Source organism: Streptomyces sp. NBC_00554, from assembly GCF_041431135.1.
Classification (GTDB): domain Bacteria; phylum Actinomycetota; class Actinomycetes; order Streptomycetales; family Streptomycetaceae; genus Streptomyces.
Window position 1 is genome coordinate 4133174 of record NZ_CP107799.1, and the last position, 18467, is coordinate 4151640.

Below are 18467 nucleotides of genomic sequence, written 5' to 3' on the forward strand. Positions count from 1 at the left end.
GAGCTCGTACTGGAGCGCCAGGGCTCGTACTAGAGCTCCACGCCGACCGTCACTGGCTCGTTGACCAGCGTGATCCCGAACGCGTCACGTACTCCGGCGACGACCTCTCGGGCCAGCGCGAGGAGATCCTCGGTGGTGGCCTCGCCCCGGTTGGTGAGGGCCAGTGTGTGCTTGGTGGAGATCCGGGCGGGCCCGCTGCCGTAGCCCTTGGTGAAGCCCGACTTGTCGATCAGCCAGGCCGCGGAGGTCTTGGTGTGGCCGTCGCCCGCCGGGTACGCGGGCGGTGCGGCAGCGGAGCCGAGCCGCTCCTCCACGCGCGCGTGGAACGCGGCGAACTCCTTGTCCGTGAGGATCGGGTTGGTGAAGAACGACCCGGCCGACCAGGTGTCGTGGTCCTCGGGATCGAGCACCATGCCCTTGCCGGAGCGCAGCTTCAGCACGGTCTCCCGGGCCTTCTCGAGCGGCACACGGTCACCGGGCTCGACACCCAGCGCGCGAGCCGTCTCGGCGTACTTGATCGGCGCGCTCAGCCCCTCCGCGTCCTCCAGCGCGAAGCGGACCCGCAGCACGACATGGCGCTCGGGGTCGGCCTTGAAGCGGCTGTGGCGGTACGAGAAGGCGCAGTCGGCGTTCGTCAGCGTGACCGTCTCACGCGTCTTCCGGTCGTACGCGATCACTTCGGTGATCGTCGAGGACACTTCCTGTCCGTACGCGCCCACGTTCTGGATCGGTGTCGCGCCCGCGGAGCCGGGGATCCCCGCGAGGCACTCGATGCCGGCGAGCCCCGCCTCGACGGTGCGGGCGACCGCGTCGGTCCACACCTCGCCCGCCGCCAGCTCCAGCTTCCCGCCGTCGAGTTCGAAGCCGTTCGTCGCGATGCGCAGGGCGGTCCCGGCGAAGCCCTTGTCACCGATGACCAGGTTGGATCCGCCACCGATCACCAGCAGCGGCGTACCGGCGTCGTCGGCCTCGCGAACGGCGGCGATCACCTCGGCGTCGGTCGTGGCGGTGATCAGCCGGGTCGCCGGGCCCCCAAGCCTGAAGGTGGTCAGCGGGGCGAGCGGGGCGTCGTGGAGTACCTGCACGGGCCCAAGAGTACGAGAAGGAGCGGGGGCGCCCGGTCATCGGTGCACGCGGGCGGGAAAGGTGCACGCTCGGCGCCGGGGCGCGGGGTGCGCAGATCCAGTGCACAGCCGCAGAACGCGCTCTCCTGGTGCGCGGGCGCGAAAAGGGCCCCGCCACAAGCGCGCGGGGCCTTTCCGTGTCGTACATCAGGAGCGACTCAGTCGAAGCGCCGCAGCACCTGCACCCGGTCAAGAGACGGCTCGTCGACCATGGCCGTCCAGGAGAGGAACTTGGCGTCCCTCGCTCGGCGTCCGCGCGAAGAACCGCAGCTTCAGTAGGAGACGGTTTCCAGGGCGGGCGCCGGATCCGAGGCCGCCACCGGAGTCCCGGTCACCCGGTGCCGGCCGGGCAGCAGCGCCGCGGCCACCGCACCCGCGCCGACCACCACGGCGCCCACCCACAGTGCGGGCGAGAGGCCGTCGGCGAAGCGCTGCGCGGACTCGTAGCCGCCCTGGGCGGAGAAGACCGAGGCTAGGACCGCTATCCCGAGTGCGCCGCCGACCTCGCGGAGGGCGTTGTTGGCGCCGGAGGCGATGCCCTGCTCGGACGGGAGGACGCTGGACATCACCAGGGCGGCGGACGGGGCGAAGTACAGGCCCATGCCGATGCCGCTGATGATCAGGGCGGGCAACTGGGCCGCGTACGACACCTCGGGCGAGACGACCAGGGCGAACCAGCCGAGCCCGACGGCCTGCAGTGCGAGGCCCACAGTGACCACCGGGCGTCCGCCGATCCGGTCCGACAGATACCCGGCGATGGGCGCGACGATCATCGGCATGCCCGTCCACGGGAGCATCCGCAGGCCCGCCTCGGTCGGCGAGTAACCGAGGACACCCTGCAGGAACTGGCTCAGCAGGAAGATCGAGCCGAACATCCCGACGAACATCAGCAGGCTGGCGGTGTTGATCGCGGAGAAGGCGCGGCTACGGAAGAGCCGCATCGGCAGCATCGGGTTCTTGGCACGGATCCCGTGCCATACGAAGCCGGCGAGGAGCAAGCCGCCCCCGATCAGGCCGGTGAGTACGGGGGCGCTGCTCCAGCCGTCGATGTTGCCGCGGATCAGGGCGTACACGACTCCGAAGAGACCACCGCTGGCGAGCACGGTGCCGGTGATGTCGAGCGGGGCGCCGGTGCCGTACGACTCGGAGAGGCGCAGCCGGGCGAGCGGCAGCAGGGCGATGCCCAGCGGAACGTTCAGCCAGAAGATCCAGTGCCAGGACACGTGTTCGGTGAGGCTGCCGCCGATGAGGGGCCCGGAGGCGACCGCGAGTCCGTTGACGGCACCCCAGATCCCGAACGCCATCCCGCGCTTGGCCGCCGGGACCGCGGCCGTCAGCAGGGTCAGTGTCAGCGGCATCATGATCGCCGCGCCGACGCCCTGGACCGCGCGGGCGGCGATCAGCGAGTCGATGCCGGGCGCCATGGCCGCGGCGGCGGACGCACCGGTGAAGACGGTGAGCCCGACGAGGAAGAGCCGTCGGCGGCCGAACCGGTCGCCCAGAGCCGCGCCGAACATCAGCAGCACGGCGAAGGTGAGCGTGTACGCGCTCACGGTCCATTCCAGGTCGTCCAGCCCTCCCCCGAGGTCCTCGCGGATGGAGGGCAGGGCAGTGGTGACGACGAGGTTGTCGAGGGCCGCCATGAATCCGGCGACGCTGGTGATGACGAGGGCCCAGACGGCTCCCCCGCGACGTGCTGTCTGCTGTGACATCGCTCCCCCAGAGGGTGATCACTGTGGACGGTTGGACGGTTACCAACGATGGTTAGTTATTGCTGACTAACTTTCACGGGCATGAAGAGGCACTGATCTCCGCCCTCTTCATCCGGCTTACTTGTTCAGCCTTCGCCAGGAGCGGCTTCAGGGGGATCGGCTTCGAGCCGCCCCTTGGTCCGCGCCGACGGGTAGAGCCCTTCCCAGACCCGGTGCTCCGCCGGGAAACCCATGGCCACGAGGCAGTTGATAAGCATTCCGTACGCCATGAAGGTGGTGGTTTCGTTCGCGTCGGCCCCGAGCGGGATGTGGGCGGCGTCCCAGAGCCGCATCCAGCGGTCCCGTACCAACTCGCCGAGTTCGTGGTCGCCGGCCTCCTCGGCCGCCGCCACCGCCACGTACGTCTGCATCTGCATGAGCAGCCGCTCGGGCTCCTCCGCGATGACCCGGGTGTAGGCGTTGGCCATGGAGTGCAGGGCCTCTTCGCCCTCCAGCCCCTTGGAGGCCTCCTCGAACGTCTGCCGGAAGAGCTCCATGCAGCGCTCGGCCGCCGCGAGGAAGATCGCCCTCTTGCCCGGGAAGAGCCGGAAGAGGTACGGCTGTGAGACACCCACACGCTTGGCGATCGCCTCGGTGGAGGTGCCGCTGTAGCCACCGCGGGCGAACTCGCTCATCGCCGCACGGATGACGCTCTCGCGCCTCTCTTCTGCGCTCATCCTGACCATGTAAGTAAGTTAGTACTCAATCACTAACTACGTCAACAGGTAGGCGCAACGCGTAAGGGGCGTCCGCAATGGCGGACGCCCCTTACCTGAGTCACCTAGGTCACCCACGACACCTTCAGGCCAGTCGCACAACCGCTCGTGACATGCCCAGGACCTTCTGGCCCGCGCTGGTCGCGGTGAGATCGACGCGGACGGTGTTGTCGTCGAGCTTGGCGCCGATCTTGGCGCTGACCTCGACGGTCGCACCCTTGTCGTCGTTCGGGACAACGACGGGCTTGGTGAAGCGGACGCCGTACTCGACGACCGCGCCCGGGTCGCCGGCCCAGTCCGTGACGACGCGGATCGCCTCGGCCATGGTGAACATGCCGTGGGCGATGACGTCGGGGAGGCCGACCTCGACCGCGAACTTCTCGTTCCAGTGGATCGGGTTGAAGTCCCCGGAAGCACCCGCGTACCGCACCACCGTGGCCCGGGTCACGGGGAAGGACTGGGCCGGCAGCTCGGTGCCGACCTCGACGTCGTCGTATGCGATCTTCGCCGTCATGGTCAGCCCTCCGCCCGCGCCACGAGCTTGGTGATCGCGGTCACCACGTGCTCGCCCGCTTCGTCGTGGACCTCGCCGCGGATGTCCAGGATGTCGTTGCCCGCCATGGACTTGATCGCCTCGATGGTCGAGGTGACCGTGAGCCGGTCCCCCGCGCGCACCGGGCGGCTGTAGGCGAACTTCTGGTCGCCGTGCACCACGCGGCTGTAGTCGAGACCCAGTTGGGGATCCTCGATGACCTGCCCCGCGGCCTTGAAGGAGATCGCGAAGACGAACGTCGGCGGGGCGATCACATCGGGGTATCCGAGGGCCTTGGCGGCCTCCGGGTCCGTGTAGGCCGGGTGGGTGTCCCCCACGGCCTCGGCGAACTCGCGAATCTTCTCGCGCCCGACCTCATAGGGGTCGGTGGGCGGGTAGGACCGCCCCACGAAGGACTGGTCGAGCGCCATGGGCTCGGCACCTCCTGGCTTTCAGCCGGTGAATCGAACGCGGGTGTGGCGAAGGCAGATGCACAGATGTGCAGATGCAACGACGCGAGGCCGCCCCCCGCGAAGGGGACGGCCTCGTGTACGAGCCTGAAACTTATCGCGTTTCGCGGTGCGCAGTGTGCGCATTGCAACGCGGGCAGTGCTTCTTCATCTCCAGTCGGTCCGGGTCGTTACGCCGGTTCTTCTTGGTGATGTAGTTCCGCTCCTTGCACTCCACGCAGGCCAGCGTGATCTTGGGGCGGACGTCGGTGGCAGCCACAGGAGTGCTCCTTGACGAACGGAAAGTAGGACTATTGACGCATGAAAGAGTAGCCGATCGAAGGACCGACCCCACAATCGGCTACTGTCAGTAGCGGTGACCGGACTTGAACCGGTGACACAGCGATTATGAGCCGCTTGCTCTACCGACTGAGCTACACCGCTGAGATGCGATCGGTTCCCGCCTTGCGACGGGAACCTCCCACACCAGAGCCCCAATACGGAATCGAACCGTAGACCTTCTCCTTACCATGGAGACGCTCTACCGACTGAGCTATTGGGGCGAGCGATGAAGACATTACACGGTCGGCCGCCGATCGCCCAAATCCGTTTCGCGGCAACCGCCCCGGCCTGTTCCCCACCGATTCCCGGGCGTTCCCACGGCCCTCTCACGCACCGCGAACCACAGCCGTGACCCCGTGGTCGAACCCCATCGCGCCTTCCGTGTCCTCGGCCTCCGCTCCCCGGCGGAGGACCGGGATTCTCCCCGACGGACCACACCAGTACGACTATTGCGCTCCTCCCCGATGCGGACAGGTCGCCGCCCTAGGCTCGGCTCACGCTGTGTGATCTTGTGTCTTCACTCCCCGCAGTCGCCCCGCCCCGCAGCCGCCCCCGAGCCCCAGGAGCGCGATGCCCGACAGTCAGATGCCCGAGAGCCAGCCGCAGCCGCCCCACTCCTCGTCGGGACAGTCGGGACCGTCGGGCCAGACCGACACGGCCACCCTCCTGCTGTGCGGGGCACGGCTCACCGACGGCCGGACCGTGGACGTACGGCTGGGCGGCGGGCGCATCGAGGCGGTCGGCACCGCCGGGAGCCTCAGCGCCCACGGCGCGCGCGTCGATGTGAGCGGCTACCTCCTCCTGCCGGCCCCTGCCGAGCCGCACGCCCACGGCGAAACGGCGCTGACGGCGGAGGACGACGGCCCCCTCTCGTACGACGCCGAGGAGGTCCAGCGACGGGCCACTGAGGCCGCGTTGCTGCAACTAGGGCACGGGGCCACGGCGTTGCGCTCACACGTGCGCGTCGGCGATGTCCAGGGGCTCGACGCGCTGGCCGCGGTGCTCCAGGCGCGGCGGTCACTGCGGGGGCTCGCCGAGCTGACGACGGTGGCAATGCCCCGGGTGCTGACCGGTGTCGCCGGGGCGGACGGGCTCGCGATGCTGCGGGACGCGGTGAAAATGGGCGCCTCCGTAGTGGGCGGTTGCCCGGACGCCGACCCCGATCCGACGGGTTACGTGGAGGCGGTCCTGGAGCTCGCCTCCGAGCACGGCTGCCCGGTCGACCTGCACACGGACGCCGCCGACCCCGCACGGCTCGGGCGGCTCGCGGCGATGGCGGGCGGGCTGCGCCCCGGAGTGACGCTCGGCCCGTGCGGCGGACTCGGCCGGCTGCCCGCCGAGGTCGCCTCCCGCGCGGCGGACCAGCTCGCCGCGGCCGGGGTGACCGTCGTCTGCCTGCCGCAGGGCGGGTGCGGGGCCGTGGACCGGCGCGGAACCGCTCCGGTACGGCTGTTGCGGGCGGCCGGCGTACGGGTCGCCGCGGGCAGCGGCGCCCTGCGCGACGTAGCGAACCCGGTGGGCCGCGGCGACCCGCTGGAGGCCGCGTATCTGCTGGCCTCGCGGCACGGGCTGCGCCCCGAGGACGCGTACGACGCCGTGAGTTCCGTCGCCCGGGCCGCCCTCGGGCTGCCCGAGGTACGCGTGGAGGCGGGATTTCCGGCCGAGTTGCTCGCCGTACGCGGGGACCGGCTCGCGGGGGTGCTGTCACTGGCGTACAGCCGCATCGTGGTGCACCGGGGGCGCGTGGTGGCGCGGACCAGCGCGGTGCGGGAGTACTGCAACTCGGCGGCTACGGGACTGGATCTGCCCCGGCAGGGGCGGGGGGAGCCGTCTTGAACGGGGGCGGGCGGGACGGGGTCGGACGGGACGGGGCCCGGCTTTTGTGAGGGCACGCGCGCGTGGCTGGCTTGTGTGAGCGCACGCGCGCGTGGAGGGCTATTTGCATCCACGCGCGCGTGCCCGGCGACAACCGGCGCGCTCGCCGGTCGGCGCACCGGGAACTCAGAACTCGCCGCCGCCCAACAAGCCACCGGAGAAGAGGCTGTCTCCGGGCACCATGTCCGTGGGGATCTCCGTGGCACCTGACGGCGCGCTGACGTCGCCCGCGTCGGTGAACTTCAGGACCAGCGGCAGCTGGGTGCCCTTCGGGGCGTCGGCGAGGACGGCGAGGTCGACCTCGACCTGGGTCAGGTCGCCGTTCTTCAGCGTGAAGTCGACCGCGACCTTCTTGTTCGGAGCGTCCTTGAGGTCCTTGGCCGTGGGGAGTTCGGCGCCCGGCGGGAGGTCTCCCTCCAACGGTCCGAGCTTGTCGAGGATTCCTGTGAGCAGATCACGGAAGTTGCCCTGGGCGATGACGTGTTCGGTGCCGTCGCTGCCGTCCTTGGCGCTGAAGGTGACCTCGTGGGCGATGACACCACGTACGGCATCGATGATCTTCTGCTGAGTCTTGGCGTCGATCCCGTCGGCGCCGCCCGAGGAGGACTCAGACTTCTGGGCCTTCTCCAGAGCGCTGGTGTCGATCTTGACCCACTCGCCCTCAAGTACCTTCCTGAACTCCTTCTCGCTCTCCGGGATCTGATCGGCCGTAGGCATGGGAACGCCCATGGTCTCGCCCATCGCCTTGAAGTCGGCGCGGTAGTACGTGAAGTCGCCGACGACCCGGTACTCGACCAGGACGCCTTCGGGGCCCTCGACCCTGGCACTCATACCGACGAGATCTTTCTCACCCGAATCAGCCAGCGGCTTCTTGGACTTGACGGAGACCTCGACGCGCAGTCCCGCGAGGAGTTTCGCGAACTCCGGCGGCAGGTCCTCCTCGGAACCCGCTTCGCCGGCCAGCGCCGTGAGCGCGTCGGAGTCGGCGTCCAGGTCCAACTCGAAGGCGAGCGACTTCTGTTCGCCGAGCCGGTCGACGGCCTGGTCGACCTTCTGACCTGCGGTGAGATTCTGAACCGTGCCGCAGGCGGCCGCGGTGGCGAGCAGCACGGCGGAGCAGCCGGCGGCGATGACGGTCTTGCGTATGGCGGTGATGGTGTTCTCCTAACGACGCCGCACGGCACGCACGACATCCCCTCGTTCACAGTGATCACTCATGTGACCCGTGAGTCATCCACAGGGTTGTGCGGCGAACGCGTCCATCCGGGCGTACGGTCGGAAACATGCGCATTGTTATCGCTGGAGGTCATGGTCAGATCGCGCTGCGGCTGGAGCGCCTGCTCGCCGCGCGCGGTGACGAGGTCGCGGGGATCATCCGCCGCGCCGAACAGGGCGACGACCTGCGGACAGCTGGCGCCGAGCCCGTCCTGTGCGACCTGGAGTCCGCCACGGTGGAGGAGGTCGCCGCACATCTGCAGGGCGCGGACGCGGCCGTCTTCGCGGCGGGCGCGGGCCCGGGCAGCGGCGTGGACCGCAAGAGCACCGTGGACCGGGGCGCCGCCGTGCTGTTCGCGGACGCGGCGGAACGCGCCGGCGTACGCCGTCACATCGTCGTCTCCTCCATGGGCGCGGACCCGGCACACCCGGGCGACGACATCTTCGACGCCTATCTGCGCGCCAAGGGCGAGGCCGACGAGTACGTACGCGGTCGTACGGCCCTGGACTGGACGATCCTGCGCCCCGGCGGCCTGATCGACGACGCCGGCACCGGCCTTGTACGCCTGGAGGCCTCCACCGGCCGCGGCACGATCCCCCGCGACGACGTCGCCGCGGTCCTCGCGGAAATGGTCGACACCCCTGCGACGGCCGGCCTGACGCTGGAATTGATCAGCGGTTCTACGCCGGTTTCGGTGGCGGTGAAGTCGGTGGCGGGGAACTAGGGCGGGGGGCCAGGGGCGCGGAGCCAGGCGCTGCGGGCCTGCGTCAGAAGACCGGTCGGAGCACCGGTCGGAGCACCGGTCGGAGCACCGGTCGGAGCACCGGTCGGAGCACCGGTCGGAACAAACGCCGGTCAGAACAACGGAATCTGACCGGGGAACTCGGGAACGGCGTACCCGTCCAGCGCCGGCTGAGCCGCTCCGAGTGGCGCCTGCCTGCGCGATCCCGGGCACGAGACCAGCTCCCCGCTACCCCGCGCGCCCGGCGGATCATGCCGAGCGAACCGCCCCGCGACGACGGCAATCTCCCGACGGCACTCGGGGCAGTTCCTGCGACGCGACGACATGGGATCAGTGTGCCCGAGCAACCGACGATTCCCCCGGCCCCGAACACGAAGAAACCCCCTCCGAACTGCTTGATCGCAGTTCGGAGGGGGTTTCCCTCATGTGGCGGCGCGTGGATTCGAACCACGGAAGGCGAAGCCGGCAGATTTACAGTCTGCTCCCTTTGGCCGCTCGGGCACACCGCCAGGGTTTGCTGCCGTGAGGACCGTTTTGGCGGTGCTCTGTGGCAACGACGTAAACGATACCTGATGACCGGGGGTGCTTCGCCACCCGATTGATCTGCGCTCGGGGGGTAGGGGGTGGCTAGGCTTATGCGGATGCGGCCGGGGACCACGCCGGGCTCGACGGCCGCCCCTACGCACCCCGATACAAGGAGCCACAGGACATGGCCGACTCCAGTTTCGACATCGTCTCGAAGGTCGAGCGGCAGGAAGTCGACAACGCCCTCAACCAGACCGCCAAGGAGATCTCGCAGCGCTACGACTTCAAGAACGTCGGCGCCTCCATTTCCTGGTCCGGCGAGAAGATCCTCATGGAGGCGAACTCCGAGGAGCGGGTCAAGGCCATCCTCGATGTGTTCGAGACCAAGCTGATCAAGCGCGGTATCTCGCTGAAGACGCTGGACGCCGGTGAGCCGCAGCTCTCCGGCAAGGAGTACAAGATCTTCGCGTCGATCGAGGAGGGCATCTCCCAGGACAACGCGAAGAAGGTCGCGAAGATCATTCGCGACGAGGGCCCGAAGGGCGTGAAGGCTCAGGTGCAGGGCGAGGAACTGCGCGTCAGCTCCAAGAGCCGTGACGACCTGCAGGCCGTTCAGGCGCTTCTCAAGGGCAAGGACTTCGACTTCGCCCTGCAGTTCGTGAACTACCGGTAGCCCATGCTGCCCTTGCTGCGCCAACCAGCGGCAGCGGCTGCCTCGTCATCCGGCGGCAGTGGTCGGTCGTTGCGCGTACGAGGAAGGGTGAGCACCCGGGATCCTGGGGTGCCCACCCTTCTCGCCTGCTGGCCGCGGCCTCGGGGGTATGCGCTCAGCGGCGCGAGTCGCCGAACAGGATGCGGTAGAGGACCAGCAGGACGAGCGACCCACCGATCGCCGCGGCCCAGGTGGCACCGTCGTAGAACTGCTTGGTGATCGGGTGGTCCAGCCAGCGCGCGGATACCCATCCGCCTATGAAGGCGCCCGCGACACCGATGACGGTCGTTCCGATGAAGCCGCCCGGGTCGCGGCCCGGCAGCAGGAATTTGGCGATGGCTCCGGCCAACAGCCCCAGAATGATCCAGCTGATGATGCCCATGCCCTGAACCTGCCTCTCCGCACTGTGCCTGCGCTGTGCACCTGCTCCGGCCAGGCTGTGCTCATGCCTTGATGCCGTGATGACTTGAAGGAGATTGAAGGAGCTTGAAGACCTTCAAACCGCTGGTCGCGCTTGTGTTCGTGGGTTGTTGGTGGGGAGGACGCCTCGTTGGCGCTGCTCGGTTGCACTGATCAGTAGGGTGCGGCACATGACACAGTCCGGTGCGGCACAGCCCGGTGGGCGAGGTTCAGGCGGGCAGGAGGGCGGCGGCTCGCAGGGCGGGGCGGAGCTGCGGCGGACGCTCGGGGTCGGGGACGCGGTGGTCATCGGTCTCGGGTCGATGGTCGGTGCCGGGATCTTCGCGGCGCTGGGCCCCGCAGCACACGCCGCCGGGTCCGGGCTTTTGCTCGGGCTCGCGGTCGCCGCCGTGGTCGCCTACTGCAACGCGATGTCCTCGGCACGGCTCGCCGCCCTGTATCCCGCCTCGGGCGGCACCTACGTGTACGGGCGCGAGCGGCTCGGGGACTTCTGGGGGTACCTGGCGGGCTGGTCGTTCGTCGTCGGCAAGACGGCCTCCTGTGCGGCGATGGCGCTCACCGTGGGCGCGTACGTCTGGCCGGAGCAGGCGCACGTGGTGGCGGTCGCGGCCGTGGTGGCCCTGACCGCGGTGAACTACGGCGGCGTACAGAAGTCGGCCTGGCTGACGCGGGCGATCGTGGCAGTGGTCCTCGCGGTCCTCACTTCCGTGGTCGTCGTGTGCCTCGGCTCGGGCGCCTCCGACGCCGGGCGGCTGGACGTCGGGCTCTCCGCCGGGGCGGGCGGGGTGCTTCAGGCGGCTGGGCTGCTGTTCTTCGCGTTCGCCGGGTACGCGCGGATCGCGACGCTCGGTGAGGAGGTACGGGATCCTGCGCGCACCATCCCGCGCGCGATCCCGTTGGCTCTGGGCATCGCGCTCGTGGTGTACGCGGCAGTGGCGGTGGCTGTCCTTTCCGTGCTGGGGCCGGGTGGGCTCGGGGACGCCTCGGCGCCACTGGCCGACGCGGTGCGTGCGGCCGGGGTGCCGGGGCTCGTGCCGGTGGTGCGGGTGGGTGCGGCCGTGGCCGCGCTCGGCTCACTCCTCGCCCTGATCCTGGGCGTTTCGCGGACGACGCTGGCCATGGCCCGCGACCGTCATCTGCCGGGCGCCCTGGCCGCCGTACATCCGCGCTTCCAGGTGCCGCACCGGGCGGAGCTGGCCGTGGGCGCGGTGGTCGCCGTGCTGGCCGCGACGGTGGATGTGCGGGGCGCGATCGGCTTCTCCTCCTTCGGCGTGCTGGCGTACTACGCGGTGGCGAACGCCTCGGCCTGGACGTTGAGTTCGGCTCCCGTGTCGCGCGTCGCGCCGGTGGTGGGGCTCATCGGGTGCGTCACGTTGGCGTTCGCGCTGCCGGGGGTCTCGGTGGTGTTGGGGGCGGCTGTGCTGACGGTGGGGGCGGCGGCGTACGGCGTACGGCGGTGGGCAGCCGCTTCGCAGTAGCGGCCGCGGGCTGGGACGGAGGCGCTGCGTTGCGGTGGGCGCGGGTGGTGTGGGGGTGGGGCGTACGGGCCCGGCTGACGGAGGTGCGGTCGCCTCCAGCGGGAGACCGCTGCGGAAGACGGCCGCCGGAGGCGGTGGCCGAAGACGCCGCGGGAGACGGCGACGGCACGTGGCCGCCCGTAGCTCCGCGAACGGCTATGAGGCCCGTGGCGCCGCCGTGCGTATGCGGAATTCGGGCCAAGGGGCCATGTCCGTATCGTCGTGGGACTCCTCGTACCAACCGGTGCGGTCCAGCCATGTGCGCAGCCAGGTCGCGAGGTCGGGTGCGTCCACGTACCAGGCGTGGTCGGCCTCGTCCGCGTTCGGTTCGAAGAACAGGACCGTGCCGTCCAAGCTCTGGCAGTCCACGCACGCGTACATTCCGCAGCCCCAGTGGGATATCGGCAGTACGCCCTCGGGCCACGGCCAGTCGGGGTCCTTGCGGCCGCTCTTTCTATTCGCGAGGTACTGCGGCACGGCGGCAGGTTCACCGGACGCAGAGCCTTCGAGCAGAGGCAGCAGACCGTACTCGGGGCCGAATCCGCCGTCCCCTATACGCACATAGAGCGCGGCGAGCAGCGCGGGCAGCGGGAAGCCGAGGGTGGCTTCGGCGCGGGAGAGTGCGGCCGTGTCCACGGGCTCCGGCAGCGAAGGCCAGCCCCATGGGCGGGTGTTGCGGGCCTCTTCCGCCACTTTCTCCAGCAACTGCTCGATTTCGGTCATGGGTTCATGATGCAGCGCAGCACTGACAATCGGGCAGCCTGTGGATAACCCTCGGCACCGTCCGACACTGTCCGGTGCCGTCCGACACTGTCCCGTGCCGTCAGGTGCCCTCTCGTGCCGTCAGGCGAGACGGACGTCGATGCGTCTTTCGGCGAGGAAGTCGAGCAGTTCCTCGAAGGTCGCGGGGCGGTAGCCGGTATGCGGGGTGACGCCGAGGCAGGTGCGGGCGACGTCCGCGTCGTGCCAGACGAGAATGAAGGGCCCCTCGGCGCCCCAGCGTCCGCGGAGGCAGTCGTTCAGGGCGCCGAGGGCCCAGCCGAAGTATCCGCCTGGCCCGTTCACCGCTTCACCGATCGCGCAGAAGAAGCCCCGCTCATCGGTGATGTGGCGGCCGTCGAGGTGGTAGGTGGTGCCGGGCGGTCTGTCCGGCTCGCCATGTGCGCGGTTCGTGAGAGCGGTGCGGAGCCAGAACTCGCGGCCTTCGGCACCGCATTGAGCCCAGAGGTTGGGCTCGGACGGTCGTCCGTCCCACCACAGGTCCCAGACCTCGGGGGCCGCGGTCGGCGGCCTTTCCGACCAGGGTTCGAGGGTGAGGTCGACCAGGCCTCGGCCGCGTGCCGACGGGATCCACGCGGTGAGTTCGCCCTCGACGGCCGGCTGGACGGTGCGGCCGTGCGCGTCGAGGCGCAGCACCTTGGCGTGCCCCAGGTCCTCCTCGCCCGCGTCCAGCGCCGCGCGCAGGGCTCCGCTCGGGGAGCAGCCGAGCAGCCGCAGTGCCGGCTCCAGCGGTTCGAGCGTTTCGTGGCGGACGTGTGCCAGGTCCTTGCAGGTGCCCCAGGGGTGGTTCTCCGCGCCGGACAGCCGGTAGCCCGGGGAGAGCGGTGGGCAGTGCGGATAGTCGGACGCGTTGTCGATCGACTCCGACGCCTCCACGGTGATGTCGCGGAGTGACAGGTCACGCGCGCACGGGCGGTCGTCGATGACACGCGCGTCGTCCAGCTCCCACTCGACGACGAACTCGCCTGTCTTGTCCAGGACTTCCAGGGTGAGAAGACCGAGCGGCGCCGAACCCTCGGCACGCGCGCGCGTGAGGGCGGTGCTCAGCTCGCCCTCCAGGGCGCAGCCGAGCAGCTCGTACGTCCCTCGCGCGGGACGGGGTGGATCACCGAAGAGACCCTCGGCGTCCGCGCACGACGCCCATGTCTCCTCGTACCCGTCCTCGCCCTTGAACTCGGCTTCGGCGTCGTAGGACAGCAGTAGGTACTTCGGCGGCTCCACCCCCGGGGCCACCCCGTCAGCGCGTCGCGAACGGCTGGTCGGTGCGCACGATTTCGCGTCCGAAGGGGAGCAGCGAGACGGGAATGAGCTTGAAGTTGGCGATACCGAACGGGATGCCGATGATCGTGAGGCACAGGGCGATGCCGGTGACGATGTGGGCGAGGGCGAGCCACCAGCCCGCGAGCACCAGCCACAGAACGTTGCCGATGCAGGACGGTGCGCCCGCGTCGGGTTTCTCCACCGTCGTATAGCCGAAGGGCCACAAGGCGTAGACGGCGATGCGGAACGCGGCGATACCGAACGGGATGCCGATGATCGTGATGCACAGCAGCAAGCCCGCGAACAGATACCCGAGGAACAGCCAGAAGCCGCTCAGGATGAGCCAAATGACGTTCAGGATTGTCTTCACTGGTGTCGACCTGCCATCTTCTCGAGCCGGGCGATGCGCTCCGCCATGGGCGGGTGCGTGGAGAACATCTTCGACATGCCCTGTCCGGGGCGGAAGGGGTTCGCGATCATCATGTGGCTTGCGGTCTCGATGCGCGGCTCGGGGGGCAGCGGCAGCTGTTTGGTGCCCGCGTCGAGCTTGCGCAGGGCGCTGGCGAGGGCGAGGGGGTCACCGGTGAGCGCGGCGCCGGACGCGTCCGCCTCGTACTCCCTGGAGCGGCTGATGGCGAGCTGGATGAGGGACGCGGCGAGCGGGCCCAGGATCATAACCAGCAGCATGCCCAGAATGCCGGGTCCGTCATCATCGTTCGAGCGGCCGATCGGGATCAGCCAGGCGAAGTTGACCAGGAACATGATCACGGAGGCGAGGGCTCCGGCGACCGACGAGATCAGGATGTCCCGGTTGTAGACGTGGCTCAGTTCGTGGCCGATGACCCCGCGCAACTCGCGCTCGTCGAGGATGCGCAGGATGCCTTCGGTGCAGCACACGGCCGCGTTGCGCGGGTTGCGGCCCGTCGCGAACGCGTTCGGCGCCTCCGTCGGGGAGATGTACAGGCGCGGCATGGGCTGGCGGGCCTGCGTGGAGAGGTCGCGGACCATGCGGTACAGCGCCGGGGCCTCGAATTCGCTCACCGGGCGCGCGCGCATCGCGCGTAGAGCCAGTTTGTCGCTGTTCCAGTACGCGTACGCGTTCGTGCCGATCGCGATGAACAGCGCGATGATGAGGCCGGTACGCCCGAAGAAGCTGCCGATGACGATGATGAGTGCGGACAGTCCCCCGAGGAGTACGGCGGTCCTGAGCCCGTTGTGCCGGCGGTGCACGGTACGCCCTCCAAGTGGTGCGGCAGGGGAACCCTTTGCCTACTGATGCTCTGCTTCCACTCTTCAGTGGACCCTCCCGTACTGGTCAACGCCAGACGAGAGGCACTAGTTCCCTTGTGCGCGCACCTGCGGGGGTGGGCCGTCCGGGTGACGGTCCACGCGCGCGTGTGCCTCAGTAGGTGTCAGAAAAGGCCTGTCGCCGAGAAGCGCAGGGCCAACTGGGGTGCTCCTGAGAGGGCGATGCCGAGGACGGCCGTCAGGGCGATCGCCGCCGTGAGCGGGGCCGGGACGCGGTGTTTGCCGGGTTCACCCTCGGGGGCGCGGAACAGCAGCGTCGTCCACTGGAGGTAGTAGAAGAGCGCGATCACCACGTTGACCGCCATGACGACGGCGAGCCAGCCGAGGCCGGCATCGACGGCCGCCGAGAAGACGGTGACCTTGGCGAAGAGGCCGATGATGCCCGGCGGCAGGCCCGCGAGGCAGAGCAGGAAGAAGCCGAGGAGCAGCGCCGACAGGGGGCTCGCCGCGTACAGGCCCCGGTAGTCGCTGATGCGGTTCAGGGGGCTCGTACGGGCGACGAGGGCGGCCACCGCGAAGGCGCCGAGGTTCACGGAGGCGTACATCAGGGCGTACGCGACGGTGGAGCCGATGGCCCTTTCGGCGTCCTTGGAGTAGGCGGCGGCCGCGATCGGCACCAGGAGGTAGCCGGCCTGGCCGACGGATGACCAGGCGAGCAGCCGTACCGCGCTGTACGCGCGCGTGGACTGCTGCCTCAGGGCGCCGACGTTGCCGACCGTCATGGTGAGGGCTGCCAGTGCGGCGAGCGCCGGGCCCCAGACGTCCGCGTACGACGGGAAGGCGACGACGGTGACGAGGATCAGCCCGGAGAAGCCGACCGCCTTGCCGACGACCGACAAGTAGGCGGCGATCGGCAAAGGCGCCCCTACGTAGGTGTCGGGCACCCAGAAGTGGAAGGGCACGGCGGCCGTCTTGAAGGCGAAGCCGATGAGGGTGAGGGCGACGCCCGCCTGCGCGAGCGTGTGGAACTGTCCGTCGACCTGCTGGATCTTGTCCGCGATCTCGGTGAGGTAGAGGGTGCCGGTCGTGGCGTAGACGAAGCTGACGCCCATCAGGCTCACGGCGGTCGCGGTGACTGAGGACAGGAAGAACTTCAGGGCCGCTTCGGAGGACTTCCTGTCGCCGCGCTTGATGCCGACCAGGGCGAAGGCGGGCAGGGAGGCGACTTCCAGGGCGACGATGAGGGTCGCCAGGTCGCGCGAGGCGGGGAGCAGGGCGGCGCCCGCGGCGGAGGAGAGCAGCAGGAACCAGTACTCCCCTTCGGGGAGTTCCTTGTTGGAGTCCTTGAGGGCCGTGACCGAGAGCAGTGCCGTAAGGAGCGCGCCGCCGAGGACCAGGAGCTGGATGACGAGTGTGAAGCGGTCGGCCGTGTAGCTGCAGACGTCCGCGTCACCGGTCAGGCAGAAGGTGGCACGGTCACCGTCCAGGAGGGGCAGCAGCATGAGCGCGGACGCGGCGAGTCCCGCGACCGACAGCCAGCCGAGCAGCGCCTTCTTGGAGTCGCCGAGGAAGAGGTCGGCCACGAGCACGACGAGCCCCACGACCGCGGCGATGGTGGGCGGCGCGATCGCGAGCCAGTCGACGGACTGGACCACGGACTGGGCGGCCAGGGCGCTCATCGGGTGCCTCCTGCGAGGAGCTGCTGTACGGCCGGGTCGGTCAGGCCGAGGAGGGCCTTGGGCCAGAGTCCGGCGACGACGGTGAGGGCGACCAGCGGCGCCCAGGCCGCGAACTCGTAGCTCTGGACGTCGGCGAGCTTCGGGCTGTCGGGCCGCGGGGCGGCGCCCATGCAGACGCGGCGTACGACGACGAGCATGTACGCGGCGGTGAGCAGTGTGCCGAAGGCGGCGATCGCCATGAACGTCAGGAACGCGGGGCGGCTGAGGTCATCGGCGGGATTGAACGCGCCGAACAGCGCCAGCATCTCGCCCCAGAATCCGGCGAGGCCCGGAAGCCCGAGGGAGGCGACCGCCGCGAAGGCGAGGAGGCCGCCGAAGCGGGGGGCTTTGCCGTAGAGGGCGGCGCCCGTCTCCTCGGCGAGGGCGTCGAGGTCGGTGGTGCCCGTGCGGTCCTTGAGCGCGCCGACCAGGAAGAAGAGAAGGCCGGTGATGAGGCCGTGGGCGATGTTGGCGAACAGCGCGCCGTTCACACCGGTCGGCGTCATTGTCGCGATGCCGAGCAGTACGAAGCCCATGTGGCCGACCGACGAGTACGCGATGAGCCGCTTGAGATCGCCCTTCGCGCCCTGTTTGGCGAGGGCGAGGCAGGCCAGGGATCCGTAGATGATTCCGACCACGGCGAAGGCGGCGAGGTACGGGGCGAAGGTGCGCATGCCCTCGGGTGCGATCGGCAGCAGAATGCGGACGAACCCGTACGTACCCATCTTCAGCAGGACGCCGGCCAGCAGGACCGAGCCGACGGTGGGCGCGGCGGTGTGGGCGTCCGGCAGCCAGCTGTGCAGCGGCCACATCGGCGTCTTGACCGCGAGCCCGATCCCGATCGCCAAAACGGCGATGACCTGCACGGATGTGGTCAGCGACCGGCCGTTGTCAGTGGCGAGTGCCACCATGTCGAATGTGCCGGACTTGATTCCGATCAGGAGCAGGCCCAGCAGCATGACGACGGAGCCGAGCAGTGTGTAGAGGATGAACTTCCAAGCGGCCTGGGTCCGTTGCTCACCGCCCCAGCGGGCGATGAGGAAGTACATCGGGATGAGGACCATCTCGAACGCGAGGAAGAACAGCAGGAGATCGAGGACGGCGAAGGTGGCGAGGGTGCCGGACTCGAGGACGAGGACGAGTGCGACGAATGCCTTCGGGGTCGGGCCCGCGGGCATCTTGAAGTAGCTGTACAGCGCGCAGAGGAAGGTCAGCAGCGCGGTAAGGACCAGAAGGGGGAGGGAAATGCCGTCGATGCCGAGGTGGATCCGCACGTCGAGTGCGGGGATCCAGCTGATGTCCGTCGTGGCCTGCATCCTCGACGGGTGGTCGTGGTCGAAGCCGACTACGAGGACGATCGCGGCGATGAGGACCGCGCCGGTGACGGTCACGCCGTGCCGCAGCACGGCCTGCTCGGGCGACTTCCCCTTCAGCCCGGGCGGGGCCGGCAGAAGAGCCGCCGCCGCGCCGATGAGCGGGCCGACGACGATGAATGCCAGAAGGATCTGCATCACGGATTCACTGATATCGATCACGCCTG

The 18467-nt window shown here is 69.4% G+C and carries 19 protein-coding genes, 3 tRNA genes and 1 pseudogene; 4 read left to right on the forward strand and 19 right to left on the reverse strand.

The genetic code is table 11. The features are described from left to right. Positions 1–29: 29 nt before the first annotated feature. The 8 genes from OG266_RS17820 to OG266_RS17855 form a co-directional block, all read right to left on the reverse strand. Positions 30–1085: a UDP-N-acetylmuramate dehydrogenase gene (locus OG266_RS17820; protein WP_371546784.1), complete on the reverse strand. Its 1056-nt coding sequence runs from the start codon at positions 1083–1085 to the stop codon at positions 30–32. A 311-nt stretch (positions 1086–1396) separates the two neighbouring features. Beyond that, positions 1397–2836: an MFS transporter gene (locus OG266_RS17825; RefSeq protein WP_371546786.1), complete on the reverse strand. Its 1440-nt coding sequence runs from the start codon at positions 2834–2836 to the stop codon at positions 1397–1399. 125 nt (positions 2837–2961) lie between these two features. Continuing rightward, entirely contained in the window at positions 2962–3561 is a 600-nt protein-coding gene (locus OG266_RS17830) for a TetR/AcrR family transcriptional regulator (RefSeq protein ID WP_266456108.1), read from the reverse strand. Between the two features lie 115 nt (positions 3562–3676). Further along, complete coding sequence (locus OG266_RS17835) at positions 3677–4105, reverse strand: MaoC family dehydratase (protein ID WP_371546789.1); 429 nt, start codon at positions 4103–4105, stop codon at positions 3677–3679. A 2-nt stretch (positions 4106–4107) separates the two neighbouring features. Then, entirely contained in the window at positions 4108–4554 is a 447-nt protein-coding gene (locus OG266_RS17840; protein ID WP_266456114.1) for a MaoC family dehydratase N-terminal domain-containing protein, read from the reverse strand. A gap of 133 nt (positions 4555–4687) precedes the next feature. After that, a complete protein-coding gene (gene rpmG / locus OG266_RS17845; RefSeq protein ID WP_004571794.1) occupies positions 4688–4852 on the reverse strand; it encodes a 50S ribosomal protein L33 in 165 nt (54 codons plus the stop codon). Positions 4853–4943: 91 nt separating this feature from the next. After that, positions 4944–5016, reverse strand: a tRNA-Met gene (locus OG266_RS17850). A 46-nt stretch (positions 5017–5062) separates the two neighbouring features. Beyond that, positions 5063–5135: transfer RNA gene (locus OG266_RS17855), tRNA-Thr, on the reverse strand. Between the two features lie 364 nt (positions 5136–5499). Here OG266_RS17855 and OG266_RS17860 point away from each other — a divergent pair. Beyond that, positions 5500–6750, forward strand: coding sequence for an amidohydrolase family protein (locus OG266_RS17860; RefSeq protein WP_371552841.1), 1251 nt, complete (start codon positions 5500–5502; stop codon positions 6748–6750). A gap of 165 nt (positions 6751–6915) precedes the next feature. On the opposite strand, the gene OG266_RS17865 is transcribed toward OG266_RS17860, so the two are convergent. Beyond that, on the reverse strand, positions 6916–7899 hold the full coding sequence (locus OG266_RS17865) for a hypothetical protein (RefSeq protein WP_371546790.1): 984 nt from the start codon (positions 7897–7899) through the stop codon (positions 6916–6918). A 173-nt stretch (positions 7900–8072) separates the two neighbouring features. Between OG266_RS17865 and OG266_RS17870 the strand changes: the two genes are divergently transcribed. Then, entirely contained in the window at positions 8073–8729 is a 657-nt protein-coding gene (locus OG266_RS17870) for an SDR family oxidoreductase (RefSeq protein WP_266456139.1), read from the forward strand. Here OG266_RS17870 and OG266_RS17875 read toward each other — a convergent pair. The 3 genes and pseudogenes from OG266_RS17875 to OG266_RS17885 all read right to left on the reverse strand — a co-directional run. Continuing rightward, positions 8726–8836, reverse strand: a pseudogene (locus OG266_RS17875) (dioxygenase); the annotation flags it as partial. The gene OG266_RS17870 and the pseudogene OG266_RS17875 sit on opposite strands and share 4 nt — an antisense overlap. A 24-nt stretch (positions 8837–8860) precedes the next feature. Continuing rightward, entirely contained in the window at positions 8861–9073 is a 213-nt protein-coding gene (locus OG266_RS17880) for a hypothetical protein (protein ID WP_329546010.1), read from the reverse strand. 101 nt (positions 9074–9174) lie between these two features. Beyond that, positions 9175–9256: transfer RNA gene (locus tag OG266_RS17885), tRNA-Tyr, on the reverse strand. Between the two features lie 200 nt (positions 9257–9456). On the opposite strand from OG266_RS17885, the gene OG266_RS17890 reads away from it, so the two are divergent. Further along, positions 9457–9945, forward strand: coding sequence for a YajQ family cyclic di-GMP-binding protein (locus OG266_RS17890; protein WP_266456145.1), 489 nt, complete (start codon positions 9457–9459; stop codon positions 9943–9945). Positions 9946–10099: 154 nt separating this feature from the next. Here OG266_RS17890 and OG266_RS17895 read toward each other — a convergent pair whose 3' ends face one another. Then, the gene (locus tag OG266_RS17895) at positions 10100–10366 is read right to left on the reverse strand and encodes a GlsB/YeaQ/YmgE family stress response membrane protein (protein WP_266456218.1); all 267 of its coding nucleotides are present in this window, start codon (positions 10364–10366) and stop codon (positions 10100–10102) included. Positions 10367–10574: 208 nt separating this feature from the next. Between OG266_RS17895 and OG266_RS17900 the strand changes: the two genes are divergently transcribed. Then, positions 10575–11882, forward strand: a complete 1308-nt coding sequence (locus tag OG266_RS17900) for an APC family permease (protein ID WP_371546793.1) — start codon at positions 10575–10577, stop codon at positions 11880–11882. 195 nt (positions 11883–12077) lie between these two features. On the opposite strand, the gene OG266_RS17905 is transcribed toward OG266_RS17900, so the two are convergent. The 6 genes from OG266_RS17905 to OG266_RS17930 all read right to left on the reverse strand — a co-directional run bounded on the left by OG266_RS17905 (position 12078) and on the right by OG266_RS17930 (position 18462). After that, a complete protein-coding gene (locus OG266_RS17905; protein ID WP_371546794.1) occupies positions 12078–12644 on the reverse strand; it encodes an SMI1/KNR4 family protein in 567 nt (188 codons plus the stop codon). 120 nt (positions 12645–12764) lie between these two features. After that, positions 12765–13922, reverse strand: a complete 1158-nt coding sequence (locus OG266_RS17910; protein WP_371546797.1) for a barstar family protein — start codon at positions 13920–13922, stop codon at positions 12765–12767. 16 nt (positions 13923–13938) lie between these two features. After that, positions 13939–14331, reverse strand: coding sequence for a YccF domain-containing protein (locus OG266_RS17915; protein ID WP_266456229.1), 393 nt, complete (start codon positions 14329–14331; stop codon positions 13939–13941). Beyond that, positions 14328–15191 (reverse strand): zinc metalloprotease HtpX, encoded by an 864-nt coding sequence (gene htpX / locus OG266_RS17920; protein ID WP_266456232.1) that lies wholly within the window; start codon positions 15189–15191, stop codon positions 14328–14330. The genes OG266_RS17915 and htpX overlap by 4 nt, the downstream gene beginning before the upstream one ends. A gap of 182 nt (positions 15192–15373) precedes the next feature. After that, the gene (locus OG266_RS17925) at positions 15374–16888 is read right to left on the reverse strand and encodes an NADH-quinone oxidoreductase subunit N (protein ID WP_371546799.1); all 1515 of its coding nucleotides are present in this window, start codon (positions 16886–16888) and stop codon (positions 15374–15376) included. Next, positions 16885–18462 carry an NADH-quinone oxidoreductase subunit M gene (locus tag OG266_RS17930; RefSeq protein WP_371546801.1) on the reverse strand — a complete coding sequence of 526 codons (1578 nt, stop codon included), beginning with the start codon at positions 18460–18462 and terminating at the stop codon, positions 16885–16887. Before OG266_RS17930 ends, OG266_RS17925 begins: the two co-directional genes overlap by 4 nt. Positions 18463–18467: the final 5 nt, after the last annotated feature.

Coding starts and splice junctions, on each gene's coding strand:
- OG266_RS17825 (WP_371546786.1), bottom strand. CDS start 2,836: ATGTCACAGCAGACAGCACGTCGCGGGGGAGCCGTCTGGGCCCTCGTC.
- OG266_RS17830 (WP_266456108.1), bottom strand. CDS start 3,561: ATGGTCAGGATGAGCGCAGAAGAGAGGCGCGAGAGCGTCATCCGTGCG.
- OG266_RS17835 (WP_371546789.1), bottom strand. CDS start 4,105: ATGACGGCGAAGATCGCATACGACGACGTCGAGGTCGGCACCGAGCTG.
- OG266_RS17840 (WP_266456114.1), bottom strand. CDS start 4,554: ATGGCGCTCGACCAGTCCTTCGTGGGGCGGTCCTACCCGCCCACCGAC.
- OG266_RS17860 (WP_371552841.1), top strand. CDS start 5,500: ATGCCCGAGAGCCAGCCGCAGCCGCCCCACTCCTCGTCGGGACAGTCG.
- OG266_RS17870 (WP_266456139.1), top strand. CDS start 8,073: ATGCGCATTGTTATCGCTGGAGGTCATGGTCAGATCGCGCTGCGGCTG.
- OG266_RS17880 (WP_329546010.1), bottom strand. CDS start 9,073: ATGTCGTCGCGTCGCAGGAACTGCCCCGAGTGCCGTCGGGAGATTGCC.
- OG266_RS17890 (WP_266456145.1), top strand. CDS start 9,457: ATGGCCGACTCCAGTTTCGACATCGTCTCGAAGGTCGAGCGGCAGGAA.
- OG266_RS17895 (WP_266456218.1), bottom strand. CDS start 10,366: ATGGGCATCATCAGCTGGATCATTCTGGGGCTGTTGGCCGGAGCCATC.
- OG266_RS17900 (WP_371546793.1), top strand. CDS start 10,575: ATGACACAGTCCGGTGCGGCACAGCCCGGTGGGCGAGGTTCAGGCGGG.
- OG266_RS17905 (WP_371546794.1), bottom strand. CDS start 12,644: ATGACCGAAATCGAGCAGTTGCTGGAGAAAGTGGCGGAAGAGGCCCGC.
- OG266_RS17925 (WP_371546799.1), bottom strand. CDS start 16,888: ATGAGCGCCCTGGCCGCCCAGTCCGTGGTCCAGTCCGTCGACTGGCTC.